Annotated in this window: 16 protein-coding genes; all 16 read left to right on the top strand. The window is 41.6% G+C overall.

Going from position 1 to position 15,234, the window contains the following annotated elements; translation table 11 throughout:
• The first annotated feature begins 7 nt into the window (after positions 1 to 7).
• The 16 genes from C4533_04850 to C4533_04775 all read left to right on the top strand — a co-directional run bounded on the left by C4533_04850 (position 8) and on the right by C4533_04775 (position 15,233).
• Positions 8 to 319 (top strand): hypothetical protein, encoded by a 312-nt coding sequence (locus C4533_04850; protein RJP29130.1) that lies wholly within the window; start codon positions 8 to 10, stop codon positions 317 to 319.
• Positions 297 to 1,067, top strand: a complete 771-nt coding sequence (cbiQ, locus tag C4533_04845) for a cobalt ECF transporter T component CbiQ (GenBank protein ID RJP29129.1) — start codon at positions 297 to 299, stop codon at positions 1,065 to 1,067. Before C4533_04850 ends, cbiQ begins: the two co-directional genes overlap by 23 nt.
• Positions 1,068 to 1,070: 3 nt before the next feature.
• Positions 1,071 to 1,829, top strand: coding sequence for an ABC transporter ATP-binding protein (locus C4533_04840; protein RJP29128.1), 759 nt, complete (start codon positions 1,071 to 1,073; stop codon positions 1,827 to 1,829).
• A 23-nt stretch (positions 1,830 to 1,852) separates the two neighbouring features.
• A complete protein-coding gene (locus tag C4533_04835) occupies positions 1,853 to 2,305 on the top strand; it encodes a nucleoside deaminase (protein RJP29222.1) in 453 nt (150 codons plus the stop codon).
• A gap of 1 nt (position 2,306) precedes the next feature.
• Positions 2,307 to 4,157: an amino acid permease gene (locus C4533_04830; protein ID RJP29127.1), complete on the top strand. Its 1,851-nt coding sequence runs from the start codon at positions 2,307 to 2,309 to the stop codon at positions 4,155 to 4,157.
• 19 nt (positions 4,158 to 4,176) lie between these two features.
• On the top strand, positions 4,177 to 4,686 hold the full coding sequence (locus C4533_04825; protein RJP29221.1) for a YbhB/YbcL family Raf kinase inhibitor-like protein: 510 nt from the start codon (positions 4,177 to 4,179) through the stop codon (positions 4,684 to 4,686).
• A gap of 10 nt (positions 4,687 to 4,696) precedes the next feature.
• Complete coding sequence (locus C4533_04820; protein RJP29126.1) at positions 4,697 to 4,960, top strand: hypothetical protein; 264 nt, start codon at positions 4,697 to 4,699, stop codon at positions 4,958 to 4,960.
• An 88-nt stretch (positions 4,961 to 5,048) separates the two neighbouring features.
• Positions 5,049 to 7,151: a sodium-translocating pyrophosphatase gene (locus tag C4533_04815; protein ID RJP29125.1), complete on the top strand. Its 2,103-nt coding sequence runs from the start codon at positions 5,049 to 5,051 to the stop codon at positions 7,149 to 7,151.
• 140 nt (positions 7,152 to 7,291) lie between these two features.
• On the top strand, positions 7,292 to 7,897 hold the full coding sequence (locus C4533_04810) for a sigma-70 family RNA polymerase sigma factor (protein ID RJP29124.1): 606 nt from the start codon (positions 7,292 to 7,294) through the stop codon (positions 7,895 to 7,897).
• A 35-nt stretch (positions 7,898 to 7,932) separates the two neighbouring features.
• Positions 7,933 to 8,646: a hypothetical protein gene (locus C4533_04805; GenBank protein ID RJP29123.1), complete on the top strand. Its 714-nt coding sequence runs from the start codon at positions 7,933 to 7,935 to the stop codon at positions 8,644 to 8,646.
• A complete protein-coding gene (locus C4533_04800) occupies positions 8,647 to 10,854 on the top strand; it encodes a CHAT domain-containing protein (GenBank protein RJP29122.1) in 2,208 nt (735 codons plus the stop codon).
• A gap of 5 nt (positions 10,855 to 10,859) precedes the next feature.
• Positions 10,860 to 11,099, top strand: coding sequence for a DUF2007 domain-containing protein (locus C4533_04795; protein ID RJP29121.1), 240 nt, complete (start codon positions 10,860 to 10,862; stop codon positions 11,097 to 11,099).
• A 40-nt stretch (positions 11,100 to 11,139) separates the two neighbouring features.
• The gene (locus C4533_04790) at positions 11,140 to 12,732 is read left to right on the top strand and encodes a hypothetical protein (GenBank protein ID RJP29120.1); all 1,593 of its coding nucleotides are present in this window, start codon (positions 11,140 to 11,142) and stop codon (positions 12,730 to 12,732) included.
• A gap of 161 nt (positions 12,733 to 12,893) precedes the next feature.
• The gene (trxA, locus tag C4533_04785) at positions 12,894 to 13,214 is read left to right on the top strand and encodes a thioredoxin (protein RJP29119.1); all 321 of its coding nucleotides are present in this window, start codon (positions 12,894 to 12,896) and stop codon (positions 13,212 to 13,214) included.
• Positions 13,214 to 14,302 carry a hypothetical protein gene (locus C4533_04780; GenBank protein ID RJP29118.1) on the top strand — a complete coding sequence of 363 codons (1,089 nt, stop codon included), beginning with the start codon at positions 13,214 to 13,216 and terminating at the stop codon, positions 14,300 to 14,302. Before trxA ends, C4533_04780 begins: the two co-directional genes overlap by 1 nt.
• A 1-nt stretch (position 14,303) precedes the next feature.
• Positions 14,304 to 15,233, top strand: a complete 930-nt coding sequence (locus C4533_04775) for a phosphotransacetylase (protein RJP29117.1) — start codon at positions 14,304 to 14,306, stop codon at positions 15,231 to 15,233.
• Position 15,234: the final 1 nt, after the last annotated feature.

Here is a 15,234-nt window from a genome sequence, read left to right as displayed (position 1 = left end):
TAATAAGATGGGGAAAAAGGATATATTGATCTCTCTTTTAATTGCAGTTATCACAGCAGGCGCTATAGCTCTTTTTGCATCTTCCAGCCCTGATGGGCTTGAAAGGGTGGCTATTGACCGGGGATTCATTGAAAAAGGCGAAGCCAGGCAGGTAGTTTCTTCTCCAATGCCTGATTATACATTGCCGCATATTGAAAATGAAAAATTTTCTGCTTCTCTTGCCGGTATCCTTGGCACTTTGGTTGTATTCGGCCTTGGTTACGGATTAGGGTTATTATTGAAACGCAGGGGTAAGAATGGAACATTCCTACATAGATGAATTCGCAGGTTCCCGGGACAGCTTTTTACATCGCCTCGACCCGCGCACAAAGATAATCACATTATTTACTCTATTGCTTTTTATTATACTCAGCCCGGCAAATGCTTATAAAAATTTCTTTCTTTATGCTGCCGTAATATTTATTCAGATACTGCTCTGCAGGATCCCTTTATTAAAAGTAATAAAAAGGTCGCTTGTAGTCATTCCCTTTGTTTTAGTCGCGGCAATATTTATTCCTTTTATAAAAGAGGGAGAGGTAATCGGCAGTTATTCGCTGGGTTATTTTAATGCGGAGCTCACCCGTCAGGGTTTGTTGATTTTCTGGAATATAAGCATAAAGGCGTATTTATCTACATTATGCCTGATTTTGCTGATCGCTACGACGAGGTTCACCGAGTTGTTAAAAGGCCTTGAAAAGATGAAATTTCCCAGGGTGATAATATTGATACTTTCGTTCATGTACCGTTATATATTTGTGATCTATGATGAGCTGCTAAAGATAGTAAGGTCCAAGGAGGCTCGCTCGGTAACGGGTTTCAGGTTGTCGGATATTAAAATTTTTTCTAATATAATCGGCGTTTTGTTTATTAAGTCTTATGAACGGGCAGAGGCTGTTTATCTGGCGATGCTTTCAAGAGGTTTTGAGGGCCAAGTTAATATTTTTACGGAGCTGAAATTCAGGGGCAGGGATATATTTTTCATGGCTATATTAATTATAACATTCATAATTATAAAATTTATCAGGTGACAGATGCCTTCTAAAGCAATTGAAATCAAAGATTTAAGTTTTAAATATCCCGATGGGCACCAGGCGCTAAGGGGCATAAATCTGGATATTTTTGAAGGAGAAACATTGGGTATCATCGGGCCGAATGGCGCCGGTAAATCTACGCTTCTCCTGCATTTTAACGGGATAATCAGAGGAAAGGGGCATATGAGAATCAATGGCTTGGCTATGGATGACCTTAATCTCAGAGAAATAAGGAAAACCGTTGGTTTTGTTTTCCAGGATCCGGATAGCCAGCTGTTTATGCCGACGGTGTATGAGGATGTGGCCTTCGGGCCTTTAAATATGGGTATGAAAAAGGAAGATGTAAGGGATACAGTTGATTCAGCCTTGAGCAAAGTAGATATGAAGGATGCTCTCCAAAGGGTCTCGCACCACTTAAGCTATGGAGAGAAGAAAAGGATTTCAATCGCAACAGTTCTTTCCATGTCCCCAAAAATACTTGTTTTAGATGAGCCATCCAGTAACCTGGACCCCAAGCACAGAAGGGACCTTATGAATATGCTTAAGAATTTTGCTCTCACTAAGATAATCGCAACTCATGACCTAGACCTGGTCCTTGAGGTCTGCAGCCGGGTAGCTTTAATAGATAAGGGGCAGATCATTAAGGTGGGTCAGGTATTGGAGATATTGAGGGATGAAAAATTGTTGCTTGCGCATAATCTTGAATTGCCGTTATTGCTGGCATGCGCTAAAGACCCCAAGAGGTTTATTAAAGAATGAGATATAATCCGGATAAGAGATACATGAGAATCGCAATCGCCGAAGCAAAAAAGAATTTGAAGAGTTTAAACGGCGGGCCTTTCGGAGCCTGTATAGTGAAAGGCAAAATGGTCCTGGCAGCAGCTAATAATACTGTTTTAAAGAATGATGCCACTTGCCATGCCGAGATAAACGCAATTAGAGAGGCTTCGTCTAAAATAGGCAGCTATGATTTAAAAGGTTGCGTAATTTATTCTACTACCGAGCCTTGTCCGATGTGTTTTAGCGCAATACACTGGGCCAGGATAAACAAAATAGTTTTTGGGACCGGTATTAAAGACGCAATTAAAGTGGGATTTAACGAATTAAAAATCAGCAGCCTATCGATGAAGCGGTTGGGTTCAAGCAAGATAGATATCGTAAGTAGTTTCTTGTATGAAGAGTGCCTTGAGCTTTTTAAAGAATGGGTTATATTGCCCGGGAGCAGGATTTATTAGGATGAAGAAAAGCTATTTAAAAAAAGATTTAGGGCTTCTTGATGTTTTTTGTGTTGCTACCGGAGCAATGATAAGCTCGGGATTGTTTATATTACCCGGTTTGGCATTTGATAAAGCCGGTCCAGCAGTTATCCTGTCCTATATTATTGCTGGTATTTTTTGTTTGCCTGCGCTTTTCAGCATGGCGGAACTTACTACCGCCATGCCAAAGGCGGGAGGGGATTATTTTTATATCATGAGAGGATTTGGCCCGCTCTTAGGCACGATAGCAGGTTTTAGCACTTGGTTTTCTTTAAGCCTTAAAGGAGCCTTTGCCTTAATCGGTATGGGAGCTTATCTGGTTCTGCTGACAAGTCTTTCTGTTACCAACATAGCTTTGGTTTGTTGCGCATTTTTTGTTTTTGTAAATCTTATCGGGATTAAAGAAGCCGGACGGACCCAGGTAATACTAGTTACCGGATTACTGATTTCTCTTGTAACTTTTTCCGTATGGGGTTTAACGCGGGTAAGCCTTCTAAATTTTACGCCATTTATGGATAAAGGTTTAGGTGCGGTTATCAAAACCGCAAGTTTTGTTTTTATTTCTTACGGAGGCTTAACTAAGGTCGCAGCTTTGGCTGAAGAGACTCGAAACCCGAGCCGTAATCTTCCATTAGGGATGTTGCTTTCTTTGGCAGTCACCTCATTAATTTATTCTTCGGTTATTTTTGTTACTGTAGGCGTGATGGATGCCGATGTTTTAAGAGGGACATTGATCCCGATCTCTGAGGCAGCAGGTGTTTTCGGCGGGAACGTACTTAAAATTATAATAAGCATCGGGGCTTTTCTGGCTTTTATTTCTACTGCCAATTCCGGGATAATGACTGCTTCCAGATACCCATTGAGCATGAGCAGGGACAGGCTGCTACCGAATGTTTTTCAGAGGATGAGCAGGTTTAAGACGCCTTACATATCGGTAGTATTTACCGGGATATTTATGGTCGGGGTAATATTATTTCTTAAACTCGATTTTCTAGTAAAGGTAGCCTCAAGCATACTGATCTTGCTTTATGTCTTCGCTAACCTTACTTTGATATTGTTCAGAGAGAGCAAAATATTGAGCTATAGGCCAAAATTCATAACCCCATTTTATCCTTATCTTCAGATTGCCGGGATACTTTCGGGGTTGTTCCTTCTTGTGGAAATGGGCAGGCCTATAATCTTATTTACAGTAGTTTTTCTGCTCGGCGGTTATGCCTGGTATAGGTTATATGTTTATAAAAAAGTCAGTAAGGATTCAGCCTTGATTTATATGCTGGAGAGGATGGTGGCAAAAGATAAGGTCTTGTCTTCGGATAACCTGCTTATTGAACTTAAGGATATCGTAGTCCAGAGGGATGAAATAGTTGAAGATAAATTTCATAAGTTGGTTGATCAGTCGGATGTCTTAGATTTTGATAAGCCAATTGAAATGAATGATTTTTTTGCAGAGGTTTCAAAGAAGCTTAGCGGTGAGTTGGGGGTGCCTGAAAGAGAGCTTTATGAGAAATTTATTCAGAGAGAAAATGAGACAAGCACTGTTTTAAGAAAAGGCTTAGCTATACCGCACGTAATAATCGAAGGAAAGAATATTTTTAAGATAGTACTGGCACGTTCCAGAGCGGGAGTGATTTTCCCGATGGATAACCTGGTACATATAGTATTTGTATTAGTTGGTTCTGCTGATGAGCGGAATCTTCATTTGAAATCTCTGGCGGCTATCGCGCAGATTACACAGAATATAGATTTCGATAAGAAGTGGCTGGAAGCCCCCAACAAGGAAGACCTCAAGAATGTTGTTTTGCTTTCAGAGCGCAGGAGAGAGAAGCCTTAGCTATATGAGAAATATATATATGGGAAAGCTGCTTATTTGCTTATTGTTGGCTATTATCTTTTTGTTTAATGGCACTGAAGCGCAGGAAGGAGCTTCTGATATGAAAATAACCAGCCCTGATTTTGTAAATAACGGTAAGATACCTGTAAAATTCACCTGTCAAGGAGAGGACGTTAACCCGGCATTGATGATCGATGCTTTGCCTGGCGGAACAAAAAGTTTAGCTTTGATAGTTGATGACCCCGACGCGCCATCCGGAGAATGGGTGCATTGGGTTTTGTATGATGTGCCGCCAAGAGAAAGCATAGAGGAAAATAGTTCTCCGGGCAGGCAGGGGCCGAATGATTCCGGTGAGCTTCGATATAATGGCCCGTGCCCTCCAAGCGGTGCGCACAGGTATTTTTTTAAGCTTTTTGCTTTAGATAAGGTTATAGGCGTTGATAACCTTGATAAAAAAAGTTTGGAAAGAGAAATGAAAGGGCATATACTTGCGCAGGCAGTGCTTGTCGGTATTTACCAGAGGAAGTAAACTATAAGAAATGAAAAGTATCGTATTTTTCAGCCGTACAGGATGTTTTCTACCGTTTCTTATATTTTTTAATTTTCTTTTCGGGTGGATATTCCTTGGTTTCTTTTATTGGCTGGCGGCAGAGTTAATATTAGTAACGTTGTTTATTCTTAATTCAGTATTGCTTGCTAAGAAATTTGTTTCTTCATCAGGCTATGGCGCTGCCGGGAGTAAGAGTAAGGACATTATTGATATTGAGGCAGAAGTGGTTCATGACAAAGATAAGCTAAAATAGTTGACTTTACCGGATTTTGTGTTACTATAACGCACTTAAGTACCAAAACAACCCCCAAACAATATAAATCACATTAAGGAGGAGTTAGATGGCAGGATTTAATTTGTTAATATTGGCGCCTGTAGGCTCTATTGTGGCTCTTATGTTTGCCGCATATCTGGCTTTTTCTATTCTTCGTAAGGACCAGGGTAATGATACGATGAAAGAGATTGCCCGCGCAGTAAGGGTCGGAGCAGATGCTTACTTAAAAAGGCAATATATCGGAGTTGCCGCATATTTTATCGTCGTATTCTTCATATTGCTCTTTTTGGCTTCTAAGAATCAATTGGTAATCTTTGTCCCTTTTGCGTTTTTAACCGGAGGTTTATTCTCAGGGTTATCCGGGTTTTTCGGGATGAAGATAGCGACTCAGGCTTCCAACCGTACTACAGCCGCAGCCATGAAAAGCTTGAATTCCGGTTTACGTGTTGCTTTTTCAAGCGGGACGGTCATGGGAATGGTAGTAGTCGGTCTAGGTTTATTAGATTTAAGTATCTGGTATTATTTCCTTGATTGGTATTATTCAGGGCATGCGCTTCCGGCAAACATGGATAAGATAACTGCTATAACTTCAACAATGCTTTGTTTCGGTATGGGCGCAAGTTCTCAGGCTTTGTTTGCCAGGGTAGGAGGAGGTATATTTACTAAGGCAGCCGATGTCGGAGCAGACCTGGTAGGTAAAGTCGAAGCAGGCATACCTGAGGATGACCCGCGTAATCCTGCGGTAATCGCAGATAATGTCGGTGATAACGTAGGCGATGTGGCAGGAATGGGAGCAGATTTGTATGAGTCATATGTAGGCTCGATTGTTGCAACCTCTTCTTTGGGTGTTGCGGCTGGTTTGGGTATTGCCGGAGTTACTGTGCCTATGGTTATGGCTGCTGTCGGAGTCATTTGTTCTATTATAGGTACTTTTTTTGTAAGAAGCAGCGAAGAAGCAAAACAAAACGTTTTACTTGCTGCTTTAAGGAAAGGCGTATTTGCCAGCGCATTTTTAGTTGCGATAATATCCTATTTCCTTGTGAAAAGTACACTTGGCGCAGAGTTTATGGGTGTTTACTGGGCAGTAATATCGGGGCTGGTTGCCGGAGTGTTGATTGGATTAGCTACCGAGTATTATACATCGAATAGTTTTAAGCCTACGCGCTCAATTGCAGATGCAGCCTTAACCGGGCCTGCGACCGTTATTATAGGAGGTTTAGCTGTAGGTATGATGTCAACCGCAATACCGGTGATCGTTGTTGGCGCAGCTATACTTGCAAGTTTCTTTTTATCTGGAGGCGCAACAAATTTCAATGCCGGGCTTTACGGCGTAGGTATATCCGCTGTAGGCATGCTTTCAACTTTAGGCATTACTTTGGCGACCGATGCATACGGCCCTGTTGCAGATAATGCCGGCGGTAATGCCGAGATGTCGCACCTTCCTCCGGAAGTAAGGAAGAGGACCGATGCGCTTGATCAACTTGGCAATACTACTGCAGCTACTGGAAAAGGTTTTGCTATAGGTTCGGCAGCGCTGACCGCGCTTGCTTTGATTGCCGCATACCGTGAGCAGATAATGCTTTTTGGCAAAGAACTCAATTTGAGCTTAATGAACCCTGCAGTTTTGGTGGGTTTGTTTATCGGCGGAATGCTGCCATTTTTGTTCTGCGCTATGACCATGCGCGCAGTAGGTCGTGCAGCAGGTAAGATTGTAGTTGAAGTAAGAAGGCAGTTTAAGGAGATCAAAGGTATCATGGAAGGTACGGCAAAGCCTGATTACGCACGCTGTGTAACCATTGCCACTTCAGCAGCGCAGAAGGAAATGATAGCACCTTCTTTATTGGCAATAGCCGCGCCAATAGTCGTAGGTTTACTTATCGGCATAGAAGCTGAAGCAGGGTTGTTGACTGGTGCGTTAATTTCCGGGTTTGTGCTTGCAGTCATGATGGCAAATTCAGGCGGAGCATGGGATAATGCCAAGAAATACATAGAAGAAGGGCATCACGGTGGAAAAGGTTCATTTGCCCATAAAGCAGGGGTAGTAGGCGATACGGTGGGCGATCCTTTCAAAGACACCTCCGGCCCAAGCTTAAACATTCTGATTAAGCTTATGTCAATGGTATCAATCGTTTTTGCGTCATTTGTAATGACAAACACCTTATTCAAATAATCCAGGTCCGTTTCTCCTGCTGACCACGGACCGTTTCTGTCACTGACCATAGAGCTGCCCCCAAAAGCGGGGGCAGCTCTTTTTTGTATGAGGGAATAGGGTTATTGTGTTTTTGGCTAGGTTGTAGTATAATTAACTACATGAACGATCTGGAGTTTGTCCAGAGATGTATAAATGATGAAAAACTTGCCTGGGTTCAGTTCATAGAGAAATATTCCCGCTTTATCTATAGTTACATCCACGGTGTTCTAAGTATCAAAAACTACCATCCAAATAGAGATATTTCCGGAGATATTTTTCAGGAAATATTCATCTTCTTAAGAAAAGACAATTTTAAGAAATTAAAGAGCTTTAAAGCCAAAAACGGATGCTCATTATCCAGCTGGCTTAAACCTGTCGTGGCGAACTTTACAATCGATTATCTGAGAAGGCAGAAGGACTACATATCTATTGATGAGGAGGTTGATCCAGGGCTTAGTATAAAAGAAATAATCAGCGATAATAAGCCACTGGCAGATGACGAAGCCTTATTACAGGAAAAACTATCTACTTTAGAAGATTGTATTGAGCTGCTTGACTTGGATGACAAACTATTCATCGAGCTGAATATCAATAAGGGGTTGGCCTTAGATGAGGTGAGGCAGTTGCTTAGCATATCCCGCGGGGCAGTGGATATGAGAAAGTCAAGGATCGTGCAGAGGCTCAAAGAATGCTTTAAAACTAAAGGATTTGCGTTAGAAAGTTGAATTAATCTCGTCTAATAGAATGGGAAGGACTACGCATGCAGGCAAAAAATGAGCTTTTTATTAAGCATATATTCAGGAATTGGAAGAAGAAAATTAAGCTAGTCCAGGATAGCGCTCATCCTGATGAAGAATCTTTGGCCTGTTTTCTGGATAATAAGCTTAGCCATGATGATAAAGAGAAGTTAAAGGCGCATGTTTTAAATTGCAGTGATTGCCTGGAATTGCTGGTAACGTTGAACAAGCTCAGAAATCCAGAGGCTAAGGATGCCCCGGCAGCACTCCTGGAAGGAGTAAAAAGCATGGCCAGCGCAGGGCTGAAGGATTTAATGATGGATATAGCCTTGGCCTTTCGCGGCCAGATCATAGAGTTATTACATAGCTCTGGGGATATCCTTCTGGGACAGGAACTGGTCTCCGCGTCTGTATTAAGGAGCCGTAAGATAAATAACTTCAGGGACGAAATAATAATACTAAAAGATTTTGACAGGCTCAGGGTTGAGCTTAAAATCGATAATAAAAGGAACAATAAGTTTCAGGTCCAGGTAACCATGAAGGACAAGGATTCCCAAAAACTTGTTAAGGAGCTAAGAGTCACCCTTTTAAAAGATGACCTTACGCTTGAGTCTTATATCGGTAGCTCCGGGGTAGTTGTTTTTGAGGAGGTTATGTTAGGAAAATATAGGCTGGAGATCACTTCTGATGAAAAGGCAATGGCAACGATAGTTTTGGATATCAAACAATTTGTATAAATGGAAGATAGCTCAAGGGCATGGATATTGGAGCTTTTTAAAGACAGCTTACGCCTGAAGATGAGTTTGTTTAAGGCGGATGATTTTGCTCAGACAGTAAGGCATTATACACAGCTAAATTTTGACGAGAGGCAAATAACTGGTATTTGCCGCGATATCACTGATATTTTAAGCAGAAGGTATAAGGATAAATCCAACCCTTTATCCCTGGCAAATTCCCTGAAAAAGAGCGGGCAGCTATTATGGGACCACCTTTTTAGCAAGCCAGTGAAACAAAAACTTAAAAGCCTTGCCTCTAGTAACCTGGTTATAATGATGGATGAGGAACTAACAAATATTCCCTGGGAATTGTTGTATGATGGGCAGGATTTCCTGAGCTTAAAATTTGACCTGGGCAGGATAGTAAGGAGCAAGAATGAGCTTGGACTTAATCGCTACAGAAGTGTTTCGCAAAAACCCAAAATGCTTGTGCTGGCTAATCCCACGAATGATCTTGATTCGGCATATAGAGAGGGAATCTTCATTAAGAACCAATTTGACAAAAATAGAAGCAGGATCGGCGTTGATTTTAAATCAACTAATATTGATTCAATGTATGTTAAGAGAAACCTGCGTGATTACGATATAGTGCATTTCGCGGGGCATTGCGAATCAAAATCCAGCGATGTAAGTGATACAGGCTGGGTATTAAGCGATAATATATTTACTGCTGATGATATTATCGCCTTAAGTGAAAGTTCACCTTTGCCATCATTAGTTTTTTCAAATGCATGTCATTCAGCGCAAATGCAGAATGACCTTTCTGATATTGAATGCCAAGAACGGGCATACACATTAGGCTCGGCCTTTTTGTTTTCAGGGGTGAGGCATTATATCGGAGCGATAAGAAAGATTGAAGACAATGAAAGCTTAAGATTTGCCCGTGAATTTTACGGCGGGTTAACATCAGGAAACAGTTTAGGTAAAAGTTTACGTTTAGCAAGGATGAAATTAATAAAAGAATATGGCCTGGATAATATTTCTTGGGCTAGTTATGTGTTATATGGCGACCCAAGCTACAATTTTTTTGGGGCGCAAAATGCAGTTAGGTCCAGTACTCCGCAGATAGCTAACTTTAAGCGCAAAAAGGCAGTTTCTGCATTGGCTGTTACCGGCGCTTGCTGTTTAATTTTCGTCGGCGCAATCAGGATATTGCCAAGTATTAACCCTTCAACTTACGCTAAATACAGCAATTCCTCCAAATTGTACCTGTCTGGTAAGAACGAAAAGGTAATTGATATATGCGGTAAAATTGTAAGCAGCGATCCGGGTTTTCTGCCTGCATATCCGCTATTGGGAGATGCTTATCGCAGAATGGGGAAGAAAGACCTTGCCCTAAAATATTATTTTCAATATGCCATGCAAAGCGAAAAGAAAAATGATAATAACAGGCTTGCTTGCGCATATTCCGGCATAGGATGGATCTACCATATGCACGGCGATTATCCCAAGGCTTTAGAATTCTATAATAAGGCCCTGAGCCTTAGCAGGAAGAATAGCGATAAGCTTAACGAAGCCGATGTCCTGGGGAAGTTGGCTGTTTGGTATATGGATAAGGATGATAATGATAAGGCACTTGAATTATTAACAAAAAGTTCGGAGATAAACCGCCAGAGGATAAATATATACAGGCATAAATATAACCTTGCCTGTGATTATTTTAACCTCGGGCTATTATTCACCAATAAAGATGATTACGCAACTGCAAAGGAATTCTACGATAAAAGTTTTGTTTTATTCAAAGAATTGAAATTAAAACATGAATTAAGCGATTATTATTTTAATATAGGGGAAGTTTACAAATTCCAGAAAGAATACCTGAAAGCAATGGATTATTATCAGAAGGGTTTAGAGATAGATACAGAGCAGGGCCATAAACCTAATATAGCATGCGCCTATACTATGATCGGGGAATTGTATGTCGATATGGACAATTTATCAGAAGCGGAGAAGTATTTTAAATTAGCCATTTCCAGTTGCAAAGATATTGATGCTCAGCTTGAGCTTGCGGAAGCTTACCACGATTTGGGCCTGCTTTATAAACAGCAGGGGCGTAAAAACAAAGCCAGGGAGCATTTAAGGCTGGCCCAGGAAATATACAAGAAAGTAGATTTACCTTATTACGAAGAGATAAAAACCGAACTTCTTAGTTTATATCCAGGAGGATAAATATTATGGAAGCGGATAAGTTATATAAAGAGGTCTATGTCACTATGAATCCTTTTCATGTAGCGTTTATAAAATCGCTGTTAGAATCAGAAGGCATTGATTTTATAATTGAGGGAGAAAATTTCCTGCAGATACGTCCTTTAGCAGTCCCAGCCAGAATAAAGGTGGAATCCAGCCAGTTTGAGCAAGCCATTCAACTCTTAGAAGAGTTCAGGAATGACCATTCTGAGGGTGGCATAAAGTAGCGCCCCCGCCAATTTTCAACAAAAAATTTCGTTAGAATTCATGTACCTTTTGCGTCATCTAATCAGGAGGTGCAAGATGATGCAAAAAACTTTTGTTTTAGTTGCTTTGCTTCTCATAACTGCTTGCGGCAGTGTGGGAGCAGCAGAGCCAGCCTGGAAAGATATTTCTCAGGGAGAAACCGGGTATACTTGCGTGTTTACTGAGCCGGTACATCCGGATCTTATCCTGGCAGGCCGCAAGGGCTATATCTTAAGGTCGCAAGATGGGGGCTCAACCTGGGAAAAGGCTCTTATTCTCAGAGGCAGGGGTAAAAAAATAAACTCAATCAGCTCAGTGATAAATAATACTAAATTTTTTTTTGCAGCTACGGATAGCGGCTTGTTTTTTAGTCAAAGTAATGGTAATAAATGGTCGAGGATCTATAAAAACCGTGATTATCTTAAAGGGGATTGTACCGGTATAGGATCTTTAGGCGGCGTATTATATCTTGGCACTAGGTCAGGGCTGCTTATAAGTGATAATAAAGGCAATAGCTGGAGCAGCGAGATGGGAGAATTAGGTGAGCTGGAAATTGTCTCCGTCACCGCTAATTCGCAATACATCTTTGTTGCTACTAAAGGAAGTTTATTTAGAAAGAAGTTAGCGGATAATCTTTGGGTTAAGGTATTTTCTTTTGTGATATCTTCAGAGCATAAAGAAGATTCGGAGGATGAAGAGCAGGCAAAGGAAAGCGAAAATTATTTTTCTCCTGAGATACGTAATATTGCTTTTGGCTCGGGGCGTCTTGATAGAATATACATGGCTACCTCAAACGGGGTATATATCAGCGTAAACGAAGGGAGTGACTGGCAAAAAGTAAGCGATTTTGGATTGCTGAGCAGGAATATAAGTAAAATATTTATAAACCAGGATTTTGGTATTTATGTTTCTTCTGATTCCGGAATATTCGAATTAATTGGAGAAAGGTGGCAGGAGATTTCACTTAGGCTTATAGCCAAGAGTATTAAGGATTTAGCTGTCAGCAACAGCGGATTGATATACGCTGCTTGTGACAACGGGTTATTTAGAGCCGATTTAAAAGAGAAAACAGAAACCGGCGTTTATAATGCGCAGTTTCAGGAGTACCTAAAGAGCGAGCCAACGATTCAAGAGGCGCATAAGGCGGCGATTGTTTATGCGGAGGTTTCCAGCGAAAAGATATCAGAATGGAGGAAGAAAGCCGCCAAAAAAGCACTTTTACCGAAGCTTGATATAGGCATAGATAGAGATGCGACTGATCTTTGGCATTGGGAATCAGGTTCAACTACGAAGACAGATGATGATATACTCAGGAGGGGAAGGGATAGCATAAACTGGGACATCGGCCTAAGCTGGGATTTGAGCGATATAATATGGAATGACGTTCAAACCTCAATCGATGCCAGGTCGAGATTAATGGTAGAGCTCAGGGAAGACATTCTTGACCAGGTGACAAAGCTGTATTTTGAAAGGATAAGGACTAAAAAAGAGATCGACGAGTTGCAGATCACTGATAGGAAGAAGAGGTTTGATAAGGAGTTAAAGTTACAGGAATTAACAGCTTCTTTAGATGCCTTAACAGGGGGTTTATTTTCCAGAAGCATCCAGCCCTAGGTCCGTTTCTCTAGCTCCTCATAGAAGTGCCCCCCCATGGGGGCACTTCTATGGTCAGTGGGAGAAACGGACCTATCTATAAAAAACTTGCATTCAGGCTGCATTTATGATAAATTAATCACGCTCTCCAAATTATTAACCTAATAAAACAAACATAAATTATGGCGACTTTACATTTTACAGAAGCTACATTTAAAAAAGAGGTTTTAGAGTCGGATTTGCCCGTCCTTGTTGATTTCTGGGCGGAGTGGTGCGGGCCTTGTAAATTAGTCGGCCCGATAGTTGATGAACTGGCCAAAGAGTATAAAGGTAAGATGAAAATCGGTAAAGTTAACGTTGATGAGGCTTCCGGTATAGCCACGCATTACGGAATAATGTCTATACCCACCTTGGTTTTTCTCAAAGGCGGAAAGATCATAGACCAGGTAGTCGGCGCTTTAAATAAGACAGAGTTAAAAAAGAGGATCGAAGAGAATCTTTGATGAAGAAGGTATTTATTGCCGCGACTAAGCAGAATGACGGCAAGACGACCGTTTCATTAGGCTTAATCTCTAATTTTAGAGATAAGCTTAAAAGGGTAAGCTTTATCAAGCCCATCGGGCAAAGGTACCTTGAAGAAGAAGGCTTGAAGATCGACGAAGACTCTTTACTGGTAGAGGTAGTCTGCGGGATAAAAAGCGGGCTTAAGGATATGAGCCCTATCGCTGTTGAGAAGGGTTTCACCGAGAAGTATATAGCCAACCCAAACAGGAATTTAATCTCAAAACAGATCAAAGATGCATTCGGCCGCGTTTCCAGAAAGCAGAACCTGGTAATCGTTGAAGGCACCGGGCATGCCGGGGTAGGTTCTGTTTTTGACCATTCAAATGCACGGGTTGCCAGATTGCTGGGATGCAAGGTAATAATTGTTTCTTCCGGCGGTATCGGCAGGCCTATTGACGAGATACTTTTAAATAAGGCGCTCTTTGAAAAAGAAGGAGTCAAGGTTCTGGGTGTTATAATCAATAAAGTCATTCCGAGCAAAATAGATAAGATAAGCCGTCTGGTAAAGAAGGGTTTACAGCGCAGCGGAATAGACCTTTTAGGGGTGATACCTTATAACCCCATGTTATCCAGGCCTTCAATTGAGCAGATCCTTGAAGAAACTGATTTTGAATTACTCTGCGGCAAGGAGTATGCCGAAGTTGCTGTTTCTTCGGTCATCGTCGGGGCAATGGAGCCGCATGACGCAATCAAATACCTGGTTGATGACAGCCTATTGATCACTCCCGGTGACAGGGAAGACCTGATAATGACAGCACTCAGTTGTTTCCGCGGGCAAGAGACGAAGAGGCTAAAAGTCTGCGGTTTGGTATTATCGGGAGGGATATTGCCAGAGCAGCCGATTTTAAACCTGCTCCATAAAGCGCAAATAACTGTTTTATTAGCCAAATCCGATACTTACGATGTTGCAACAAAGATACATGATTTAACGGTAAAAATAAGGCCGCGCGATAAAGAGAAGATCGATGCGGTAGTCAGGCTTATTAAAGATAATGTTGATTTAAATAGAATTCTCAGGGGGATTTAAAATGGATACTATTTCTAAGATTCGCAGCAAAGCCGGCCAGAAATTAAAGACGATAGTCTTGCCGGAATACAATGATAAAAGGGTCGTTGAAGCGGTAAAGATAATTGAGAAAGAAAAAATAGCCAATGTCTTACTCCTTTCAAAAGATAAAATGGATTCATCTACCAGGGAAAAGTACATCCAGCAGTTTTATAATGATTATAAGTCTAAGGACCTTAAGCTTGATGACGTAAAGAAGCTTTTTGACGATACTCTTTATTATGCCGCGATGATGACCGCGGAAGGAAGGGTTGACGGGCTTGTCGCCGGGGCAAGCCACACCACACCCGATGTGGCAAGAGCGGCTATAAGATGTCTGGGAGTAAACGAGCGCATTACTATAGTTTCCAGCTGTTTTATTATGGCGGTTCCGGATTGCGTATATGGCGATAACGGGAATTTTATTTTTGCAGATTGCGGAATAGTACCTGAACCGAATTCTCGGCAATTAGCCTGTATTTGCCTGGCAGCTTCGGAACTGGCGCAGAAAGTGCTCGGGCTTACCCCACGGATCGCTTTGCTCAGCTATTCGACAAAAGGCTCGGCAAGGACAAAATCGATTGATAAGATAAGCGAAGCGCTTAGCAATCTTAAGCAGATGGCTCCAAATTTACTGGTTGACGGAGAATTACAGGTTGATGCGGCAATAGTGCCTGAGGTCGCAAAGATAAAATATCCGCAAAGCCCGCTTGGCGGCAGGGCAAATGTATTAATTTTTCCGAACCTGGAAGCCGGTAATATAAGTTATAAACTGGTGCAAAGGCTGGCTAAGGCCCGGGCGTTGGGCCCGTTGCTTTTAGGCTTGAATAAACCTGCCAGCGATTTATCACGCGGCTGTTCCGTTGAAGATGTTGTTGATTGCGTAGCCGTAACTGCTATAAGGGCACAGTAAT

This window comes from Candidatus Omnitrophota bacterium, from assembly GCA_003598025.1.
Taxonomy (GTDB): Bacteria; Omnitrophota; Gorgyraeia; order Gygaellales; family Profunditerraquicolaceae; genus Profunditerraquicola.
Note: the sequence above shows the minus strand (reverse complement) of the source record. Positions and strands in the feature narration are given on the sequence as shown.

Coding starts and splice junctions, on each gene's coding strand:
- C4533_04810 (RJP29124.1), top strand. CDS start 7,292: ATGAACGATCTGGAGTTTGTCCAGAGATGTATAAATGATGAAAAACTT.
- C4533_04815 (RJP29125.1), top strand. CDS start 5,049: ATGGCAGGATTTAATTTGTTAATATTGGCGCCTGTAGGCTCTATTGTG.
- C4533_04830 (RJP29127.1), top strand. CDS start 2,307: ATGAAGAAAAGCTATTTAAAAAAAGATTTAGGGCTTCTTGATGTTTTT.
- C4533_04825 (RJP29221.1), top strand. CDS start 4,177: ATGGGAAAGCTGCTTATTTGCTTATTGTTGGCTATTATCTTTTTGTTT.
- C4533_04800 (RJP29122.1), top strand. CDS start 8,647: ATGGAAGATAGCTCAAGGGCATGGATATTGGAGCTTTTTAAAGACAGC.
- C4533_04780 (RJP29118.1), top strand. CDS start 13,214: ATGAAGAAGGTATTTATTGCCGCGACTAAGCAGAATGACGGCAAGACG.
- trxA (RJP29119.1), top strand. CDS start 12,894: ATGGCGACTTTACATTTTACAGAAGCTACATTTAAAAAAGAGGTTTTA.
- C4533_04775 (RJP29117.1), top strand. CDS start 14,304: ATGGATACTATTTCTAAGATTCGCAGCAAAGCCGGCCAGAAATTAAAG.
- C4533_04840 (RJP29128.1), top strand. CDS start 1,071: ATGCCTTCTAAAGCAATTGAAATCAAAGATTTAAGTTTTAAATATCCC.
- C4533_04850 (RJP29130.1), top strand. CDS start 8: ATGGGGAAAAAGGATATATTGATCTCTCTTTTAATTGCAGTTATCACA.
- C4533_04790 (RJP29120.1), top strand. CDS start 11,140: ATGTACCTTTTGCGTCATCTAATCAGGAGGTGCAAGATGATGCAAAAA.
- C4533_04820 (RJP29126.1), top strand. CDS start 4,697: ATGAAAAGTATCGTATTTTTCAGCCGTACAGGATGTTTTCTACCGTTT.
- C4533_04795 (RJP29121.1), top strand. CDS start 10,860: ATGGAAGCGGATAAGTTATATAAAGAGGTCTATGTCACTATGAATCCT.
- C4533_04805 (RJP29123.1), top strand. CDS start 7,933: ATGCAGGCAAAAAATGAGCTTTTTATTAAGCATATATTCAGGAATTGG.
- C4533_04835 (RJP29222.1), top strand. CDS start 1,853: ATGAGAATCGCAATCGCCGAAGCAAAAAAGAATTTGAAGAGTTTAAAC.
- cbiQ (RJP29129.1), top strand. CDS start 297: ATGGAACATTCCTACATAGATGAATTCGCAGGTTCCCGGGACAGCTTT.